This is a genomic window from Anditalea andensis, assembly GCF_000714815.1.
Lineage (GTDB): Bacteria > Bacteroidota > Bacteroidia > Cytophagales > Cyclobacteriaceae > Anditalea > Anditalea andensis.
This window is the reverse complement of the sequence record NZ_JMIH01000017.1, coordinates 1-9,123: the sequence shown is the minus strand read 5'-3', so window position 1 is coordinate 9,123 and position 9,123 is coordinate 1. Positions and strand designations below refer to the sequence as shown.

The following is a 9,123-nucleotide window of genomic DNA, read 5'->3' as shown; positions in this document are numbered from 1 at the left end:
TCTGTTCATCTGTCAAGTGCTCCTTCCCTTTACCGGGGAAGCTCTGTTTTTCTCCAAATTTGAATTCTCATGTCCAACGTCGGACCAAATCAGGGCTAATACCAAGTTCTTCACCTACTACCGTACTTGTTTTTCCACTCATGTGAAGTTCAACTGCCATTTTCTTGAACTCTTCGTCAAATGTTCTTCTTTCCTTATTCATTGTCTCAAATTTAAGAAAAAGGGCTTAACTTATTGTCCATTAAAATATATACACTTCTTTGTGTGACCTGTGGTAACCCTTTCCGTTTCTAAGTTTTACTTTCTGAAGATGGCTTAATCACGAATAAGTTTCCTGTAACTTTCTATGTCAAAGTTGTCATCGTGGACATAATTCTCTTCTTCAATTAATATCATAATAATATTACTGCAGACCAGAGGTTGTAATTCAATGCCGTCAACCCTTATCAGCGCTAGGGTCTTCAGATTTTTAGAAATTAAAAGTTCCACTATGGAATGATTGATTTCAAACCCATCCAATTGAAAGACTATAAGGTTTGGGAATCGATCAAATATCCCGCTAACATCAGCTGTACTTAGAGATATCATTGGGTCTCGCCTATTGATCAAAGAAAGTCCCAATAAGTTTTCTGGAGGAAAATCCACCGGAAAATGGATCAAATCTTTGGAGAGATCAACATTTTGTCTTATATGTAAACTATTAGGAGGTATGCTTGGATGAAAAAGATTTCCAATGGTATAGTTTTCGGCCGTGAAAAAGGTTTTACTTTCTATACCAACTAAAGTATTGTTTGGTAAAACCACTAAGGTCGGTGATATATCCTGCATAAAATTGAAATGGTTAAGATAATAGTCAGAATATTATTCATATTTAATTACACATAGACAAAGCTGGAGCATACACAGCTTTATTTACCTGCAAACTACCTGAACAACTGGACGAAATTGTAACACGGTAAGTGAGGAGAAGCCTTGAGTTAATATAGCATCAAAAAGTCTAAATTCTTTCGTTACAGAAGAATTTGTGTGTGTAAAATTTTCTCTCATTTGTTTTAAAATAGCCTGGTCAGCAAGAAAAGCCGCTTCTGAAATTTCATTTCGCATAATACTATGATTTGTTGAACCTGATGTTGTAATACAAAGTGATGAAATCCATGATGAAGCTCTTTTAATTCCTCCAAAAACACATGTGACCATTGCAAAATTTTGATTGATACCCGTAACCTCTGTGGCCAAACCATTCCCTACATTTTGGAATTGAAATGAGGATAGGCATACCCAATAACTTATAACCCATTGATAAACATCTGTATAGATATTTACACGTAGCTGTTCGAGATTTATAATCCCGTCCCGTATTTAATCCATAGAGCTATCATGAAGATTCTGCTAACTTAATCCTGCTCTTTCTGAGGCCATAGAATTCACCGCAACTGCTGTAGAGGTATTGTTCTTCTTTTTCTACGATTCCGGCTTTGACCGGATTCATGTGATGTAGTTAATTTTACTGTCCATAAAATTCTGGGTGAAGATCTCTTCTTCATGATATCCTTCTTCCCAAAACCAGATATGGTTATCCTTAGTCAGCAGCCATATTAACCAACTCTTTCTGCTTTCCTTTTCATTGTCCCTGTTCGCCTTCATGATTTTTTTGTCCGTATGTTTTTTGAGGTCTCTGATAATGTCGCTCAAAGGAAGATTTAAACTGCTGATGACCATATGGCAGTGGTTGGTCATTCACACCCAGGCATAAACTTCAAGACCTTTATGATTGCAGCAATAGTGGATGCTTTCAATAAATATACCCTATAGGCGGATCTGGTAAAAACATCCACCCATTGATGCACGGGGAAAGTGACATAATGGATGGCCCCTTGGTCTTTAATAGTATAGGATAAAGCTTTATAAAAAAACGGTTAGATTTAAAAACTAGTTTACGATAATACAATTAATTGAAATATGGGCTATTAAATTGCTCAGGTTTTTAATAGCGGCCCTGGAAAGAAGTTTTTGATCCGTATGGGGATTGCAAATCCCCTTTATTTGGCTTCGAATTGCAAATTCCGAAGAGCGAAGTATTGGAGATTTGCTCCAGTTCAGCTGGACCACCTTCTAAAGAGTCAGGAAAAGAAAAAAATGATATAATTTTTTCAGGAGAGAAAATATTGATGATGTGCACTTATTTTAAAATTACACGGTCTTTTTGGGTATTTTAACCAGTGTTCCCCTATGGCTCCCCTATGTCCTCCCCGTATCCTCCCCGAGGATACTCCGTCTTTTGGCTAAAAACCAAGAAACCATTGGATTATTTTTAGGGTAATCTTATGCAGGCATGTACCTGTCATAGCTGTCCGAGATTTATAATCTTCGAACTCAGACGACCTTTTTAGGTAGTCCCGATAAACGAAGGGAATCGGGGTGGGGGATTGCTTATCCCGACCCGTATTTAATTCACAGAGCTATCATTAACCCTCTGCTAACTTAATCATGCGCTTTCTGAGACCATCCCTTAACCTTTTCAGCTCTGAATGGGAAAATTACATTTGGCACTTTTGGATTGCGAAAAACTGATGCTTTTAAAATTGCTATTTACAGGGTTTCATGTTTATAGAAATACGGTATTCCTCACCGCAGTGGGGTGAAATATGGGTAATTGGTTTGCCCATCTTAGGGAAACCCTCAGCATATAAAGCGGCTGTATACAAATATCCAGGGGTTTTCAAACCCCTAATACATGAATGGAAACGATACTATAGTGTTGGCAGCGGTAAGGTATGGTCTCTAACATCCTTCCGCCAAACAGGTGAGGGCAAATGGAAAAATGATATCCCATGAATTAGCATATTGCAATCCTTGTATCCATGATTTTTTATATCAGTTTGGAGATGCCAAATCCATGTGCTGATAGAGAAGGGGGAAACGTGCCCTTTTTTTTGACCACCATAATGGAAAAATAAACCCTAAAGCAAGAAGGGGAATAGGAATATGGTAGATGTTCCGAGCAGACATTAGCTTAAATGATTCAATAGGGTGTTTTATATCAGGATATATCTGATCATACTATTGAAATCGCAATTTTTATGCAGTATAGCTTATGGATTTAAAGTAAAATCAATATATGTTATGCATATGTTAAATAAATATGGTCATTAATAGGTTTATAACAATAAAACAGATCGTTTATTAACTTTTTGAAAATACTCATCCTATGTTTCTTATTTGTATACCCTCTATATTTGCCATTGTTAAAGATATTTAAATATGTATACCATACTTAAATAAATTTTTAAAAATCAACGGTGCTATTGTATGATTTTATAACCCATGATACCCGGTGATGGCATGCTGCAGGATAATGGATGGTTTCTGATAAATATAATATGGATAGAAGTATCCAAGATAAATTTTATATACCAGCATTATTATGATGGTAAGTCATTCTTTCTTGTATTGGCCCAATTAATCACATAATCTTCTATGAAATCGAGCATGAAAAAATTGTCACAACCTGGGATGATGATATAATGCGAGATTCCATCAGGCCTTTAAAAATCAAAATATAAACAGATGAAATCGAGCATGAAAAAATTGTCACAACCTGGGATGATGATATAATGCGAGATTCCATCTGACCTTTAAAAATCAAATATAAACAGATGAAATCGAGCATGAAAAAATTGTCACAACCTGGGATGATGATATAATGCGAGATTCCATCAGGCCTTTAAAAATCAAATATATTCAGATGAAAACAAATCTATCTACATCATTTAAGGACAAATCAAGGCTTCTTTTTTTTGCTTTTATGTCCTCCATTATTTTTATTCAATATGCAGCTGCCGAATCAGTTTCTTCTAAGTCAGCTATAGCCTATAATGCTATTCCAGAATCTTTAGCATCCAACAGAACCCCTAGGACAATGCTACCACCTACATCAGTGGATCAGGAAATTAAAGGAAAAGTGATCGATGAAAAGAGAAATGAACCTGTAATAGGTGCCTCCGTTTTAGTGGTCGGAACCTCTATCGGTACCATTACGGATCTAAATGGCAATTTTTCAATAATGGTGCCTGATGGCCATGAAGAATTATCGATTTCATACCTGGGTTATGTTTCTAAGATTGTCCGGTTGAATAATACTACTGATCTTACTATTTATCTGGAAGATGCAGATGCATTGTTAGATGAAGTCGTAGTAATGGGCTATGATGTTCAAAAGAAAAGAGACCTGACCGGATCTGTTTCAGTGGTCAACATGGATGAAATAAAATCTTTGCCTGTAGCAAGTGTGGAGACTATGCTGGTGGGCAGGGCACCTGGGGTACAGGTACTTTCGGACAATGGTCCCGGTGGAAACGTGACGGTGCGTATAAGGGGATTTGGTACAGTCAATAATAATGATCCATTATATGTAATAGACGGAACTCCAGTCTCGAGCGGTCTAAACTCCATAAATCCTCAAGATATTGAATCCTTACAGGTATTGAAGGATGCGGCAGCCTCTTCTATATATGGGTCTAGAGCTGCCAATGGAGTGGTCATTATCACTACCAAAAAAGGGAGGTCTGCCGTACCAACCATCACGCTAGATGTTTATTCGGGTATACAGCAGGCGTTTAACCTGCCAAGAATGCTGTCTGCACAGGAGTATGGGGATATGCTTTGGAGAGCAAATATCAATGACGGCAGGACGCCTTCATCTGACGTATACGGTAACGATCCCCTGAACCCTACCATCCCCCAATGGCTGAACGCTAATCAGACCATACCATCAGCGGACACTGACTGGGTGGATCAGATTTTCAGGACGGCCCCGGTGCAGTCTTACAACCTTAACATTGCTAAAGGAGGGGAAGATTCCAGACATTCCTTATCACTAGCCTATTTTAACCAGGATGGTATTATAAAACACACAGGTTTTGATAGGTTTTCTATGCGTTATAATTCCGATTATAACATTAAAGGCTTTCTTAACCTTGGCCAGAATTTTACCACATCGCTTACCCGGACCAATGATGTAGGGACTAACAGCGCATTGGGAAATATTGTAAACGATGCCTTTCAGTTTCCTTCAATATCCCCTGTCAGAGATGTCAATGGCAACTTTGGAGGGAATCCTCTAAATGATACCAGTAATCCCCTTGGAAGTCTCTACAGACAAAAAGACAATACCAAAAACAGAATCAAATTAATGGGGAATGTATATGGAGATGTTAAATTCAGTGATCATCTCACCTTTAGATCTAGCCTGGGACTTGATTTTGAAAACTTTGGTCAAAGGTCCTTTAACCCTATTTTTGATGAGATGTTATCTCAAAGAGTAGTGAATAGTATGTCTGACAACAGTTCGTTTTATTATCAGCTGGCTTGGACAAACACGCTGAACTATAATAAAAACTTTGAAAATAGCGCATTAGATATTCTTTTGGGACAGGAATAAATTGAAAACTATTTCGAAAGTAAAGGAGCCTCCAGACAGGGTTTTTTATATGAGGACCCCAATTTTCATTATCTGAGTTACGGAACGGAAAACCAACAAAATACAGGGATGGCAAGTAAATGGAATTTGTCATCTTTCTTTGGAAAAGCAAATTACTCCTGGAGCGACAAATACCTGGTATCTGCTACATTAAGGTATGATGGTACCTCCAGGCTTTCCAATCATAAATGGGGCTTCTTCCCGGCATTCTCAGCAGGGTGGAGATTAAGCCAGGAGAATTTTATGGATTTGGGACCCAATGTAAATGAATTAAAGATAAGAGCCAGTTGGGGACAGACAGGAAACCAACAGGTTCCGACTTATTCTACCTTGGCTAGTTTCCAGAATAATATTCATCATTCGAATTATGCCATCGATGGGTCTCAGGAAAGCGTTTCCACTGGGCTCGTACAAACCAGGGTTTCCAATCCCAATCTAAATTGGGAACTGACCACTCAGAGTGGATTGGGGATAGATCTTGAAATGTTTAATAATAAACTGGTTATTACTGCTGATTATTTCTATAAAACTACTGACGACCTTTTGATTTTTGCTCCTATTCCAATAACCTATGGAGGTACCAATGATGGCGTTTGGATCAATGGAGGCCAAATGAAAAACCATGGGTTTGAATTAGGATCAAAATACAGTGGTAAAACAGGAAATGTTTTTTATAATCTGGGTATAAATTACTCTTTCTATAAAAATGAATTGGTGACGTTAAATCCCGGAGTAAGTTATCTGGGTATACCGGGGTCCACTTTACATAATGTAAACTCCGGTCAAGAAATCTCACGGACCCTTCCCGGCCAGCCTATAGGTACTTTTTTTGGATATGATGCTTTGGGGATTTTTCAAAGTGAAGAAGAAATAGCTGCTTATGGACTTCAGCCAGCCGCTAGACCTGGAGATCTGAAATTCAGGGATGTAAACGGTGATGGGGTCATCAATGCACAGGATAGGGTAGCCATAGGCTCTCCACATCCTAAAGCAGTAATTGGTTTTAATACAAATATCTATTACAAAGGAGTAGATTTATCCATGTTTTTCAACGGGTCATTTGGAAATGAAATATATAATTGGAGTAAATCAAAAATTATGTTTTTCAACCAGTCTGCCTATAATAAGTCAAACAGAATACTGGATGCTTGGACACCTGAAAACACCAACACAGATATTCCTAGACTAAGTATGGATGATCCAAATGAAAACATAAGACCTTCCTCATATTATGTTGAAAATGCTTCCTTCTTAAAACTTAACAATCTTCAATTGGGCTATAATTTTCCATCCGGTTTTATACACAATCTGGAACTGAGAATATATGCCCAGGCTACTAATTTATTTACTATAACAAACTATTCAGGAATGACTCCTGAAATCGGACTGCAGAATTACTCATCAGATAGTCGAAATTTAGACATTGGGGTGGATAGGGGTGTATATCCTCCTTCTAGAACATTCTTATTAGGCTTTAATGTGCAATTTTAATACTCCAAACCATGAAAAATCAACTTCAAAAGTTAAATAGCCTCATATATTCTTTAATAGCGCTATCATTTATAATATCCTGTTCATCAGATTATCTGGACGAGATCCCCTATGGAGAAGTGGCCCCATCTGAAATGTTAAAGCCAGAAAACATAGAGAGGGCCATAATAGCTGCATACAGCGTACTCAACGGCCAGTTTGACAATGCTACCAGTGGATTTAATTCTCCGGCATCTAACTGGAGTTTCGGAGATGTAGTCTCTGACGATGCCTACAAAGGTGGTGGAGGTACAGGAGATCAAAATCAGATACATCAAATGGAAATTTTTAATACCACTCCGGTAGTGGTAGATGTTCAGCGAAAATGGTCGGCGCTGTATGAGGGTATTAAAAGGACCAATTATGCCCTGAACCTGTTAAAGAATTCAGATATTTTTGATGCTAACCTTCGAAAAATCCGAGAGGGGGAATTGAGGTTTTTAAGAGGGCACTATTATTTCGAACTCAAAAAAATATATCATAATGTTCCTTACATTGATGAGTCTGTAATAGATTTTCAGGATTTTTATGTAGGCAACCTTAGTCTTACAAATGATGAACTATGGTCCCTGATAGAAGCTGATTTTAAAGCAGCTTATGAGCTTTTGCCTAATGACCAACAGGATATAGGAAGACCCACCAAAATGGCAGCGGCTGCTTACCTGGGCAAAACATATGTATTTCAGTCCAAATGGGCTAACGCACTTACGGTGTTAGATGAAGTGATTAACTCCGGTAAATACACCTTGCATCCGGATTTTAGGGGGCTTTTTCTACCGGAAAACGATAACAGCCGGGAGATCATATTTGCTGTACAACATTCAGTCAACGATGGGGAACCTAGACATTTCAATGGTGCGATTGGAGACAGATTGTCCGCTCCGGGAGGGCCCCATTATCAGCAATATGGGTTTCATAGGCCATCTCTGGATCTGATAGAAAGTTTTATTACAAATGAGAAGGGGCTTCCTTTTAGTTCTACGATTAATGCTGCTAATTATGTAGACCCCAGGCTGGATCATACCGTAGGTAGACCGGGTATACCATACCTTGATTTGGGAATAAATTATGAAGCCAATTGGGCCAGGGATTTATCCACATATGGACCTTTTGCTCCTAAAAAGAGAATAGTCTCGCCCTTGTCAAACCTGCAAGTTAAAGAATGGCCTTATATAAGTTCACTTAACTATTATATCCTTAGGTATGCAGATTTATTGCTTTGGAAAGCTGAAGTTCAAGTTGAATTGGGTGATTTGGAAGGAGCAAGGCAAACAGTAAATATGATCAGGAACAGGGCCAAAAATTCAATACCGGTGATAAGACTTGATGGGTCAGGGCCTGCGGCTAATTATGCCATAGACATATATGAAGAGGCATGGACGGATATGTCTCTGGCCAGACAGGCAGTAAGGCTAGAAAGAAGACTAGAACTGGCCTTGGAAGGCCATAGGTTTTTTGATCTTGTAAGGTGGGGGGTAGCGGATCAGGTGTTGAATACCTTTTTCACCAAAGAAAGAGCGCAAAGGTCCCATTTGGTAAATGCTAACTTTATAAAGGGGAAGCACGAGTATTTTCCTATACCTCAGACTTACATAGATTTGGTAGGAGAGAATTTAGTTAAACAGAATCCTGGATATTAAATTTAATAAGCTTAAAGATCTGGTAATTATATGGTCGGTATAACCGAAGGTGATGAATTCACTCATTTAATTAAGGGGCTATACAGGAATGCTTTTATTCAATTACTATAAGATTAAATTTTCAAAACATTGGAAAAAGCCCTTCGGGGCTTTTTTTATATGATTAGATGGGAAAAGATAAGGTTAAGCGAAAGTCGCAAAATAAACAACATTAATACTATAATTAAAATGGTAGGTTAACATGTTATGAGTAACCGGACCCTGACCCTAAAAGGATCAAACCTTTCAATAGCCATGGGTAGCCACCTATGGTAAACAGGGATTCGTCATCCCCACGACCCTAAAGGGGCCGAACTTACTAAGATTTCTTAGCTCCCTCCGATCGGTAGAAAAGATGCTGTATAGGCGTTTACGTTTCACCTACCGTATCTTCCATACGCCGTCACCGCGAACCCTTACCCCTGACCCTAAAAG

At 38.3% G+C, this 9,123-nt stretch carries 5 protein-coding genes and 1 pseudogene; 2 read left to right on the top strand and 4 right to left on the bottom strand.

Going from position 1 to position 9,123, the window contains the following annotated elements:
- Positions 1-67 precede the first annotated feature (67 nt).
- The 4 genes from EL17_RS23485 to EL17_RS24035 all read right to left on the bottom strand — a co-directional run bounded on the left by EL17_RS23485 (position 68) and on the right by EL17_RS24035 (position 1,719).
- Positions 68-202, bottom strand: coding sequence for a transposase (locus EL17_RS23485; protein ID WP_164675051.1), 135 nt, complete (start codon positions 200-202; stop codon positions 68-70).
- Between the two features lie 113 nt (positions 203-315).
- Positions 316-828, bottom strand: coding sequence for a hypothetical protein (locus tag EL17_RS10445; RefSeq protein ID WP_035073590.1), 513 nt, complete (start codon positions 826-828; stop codon positions 316-318).
- 84 nt (positions 829-912) lie between these two features.
- Entirely contained in the window at positions 913-1,236 is a 324-nt protein-coding gene (locus tag EL17_RS23480; RefSeq protein WP_164675050.1) for a hypothetical protein, read from the bottom strand.
- Positions 1,237-1,485: 249 nt separating this feature from the next.
- Positions 1,486-1,719, bottom strand: coding sequence for a hypothetical protein (locus EL17_RS24035; RefSeq protein WP_240485973.1), 234 nt, complete (start codon positions 1,717-1,719; stop codon positions 1,486-1,488).
- 1,984 nt (positions 1,720-3,703) lie between these two features.
- On the opposite strand from EL17_RS24035, the pseudogene EL17_RS10420 reads away from it, so the two are divergent.
- Positions 3,704-6,970: pseudogene (locus tag EL17_RS10420) on the top strand (SusC/RagA family TonB-linked outer membrane protein).
- 11 nt (positions 6,971-6,981) lie between these two features.
- Positions 6,982-8,649, top strand: coding sequence for a RagB/SusD family nutrient uptake outer membrane protein (locus tag EL17_RS10415; protein ID WP_164675049.1), 1,668 nt, complete (start codon positions 6,982-6,984; stop codon positions 8,647-8,649).
- The last annotated feature ends 474 nt before the right edge of the window (positions 8,650-9,123 follow it).

What these genes read in the sequence shown, in the direction of transcription:
- EL17_RS10445 (WP_035073590.1), bottom strand. Translation starts at nt 828, where the DNA reads ATGCAGGATATATCACCGACCTTAGTGGTTTTACCAAACAATACTTTA.
- EL17_RS24035 (WP_240485973.1), bottom strand. Translation starts at nt 1,719, where the DNA reads ATGGTCATCAGCAGTTTAAATCTTCCTTTGAGCGACATTATCAGAGAC.
- EL17_RS23485 (WP_164675051.1), bottom strand. Translation starts at nt 202, where the DNA reads ATGAATAAGGAAAGAAGAACATTTGACGAAGAGTTCAAGAAAATGGCA.
- EL17_RS10415 (WP_164675049.1), top strand. Translation starts at nt 6,982, where the DNA reads ATGAAAAATCAACTTCAAAAGTTAAATAGCCTCATATATTCTTTAATA.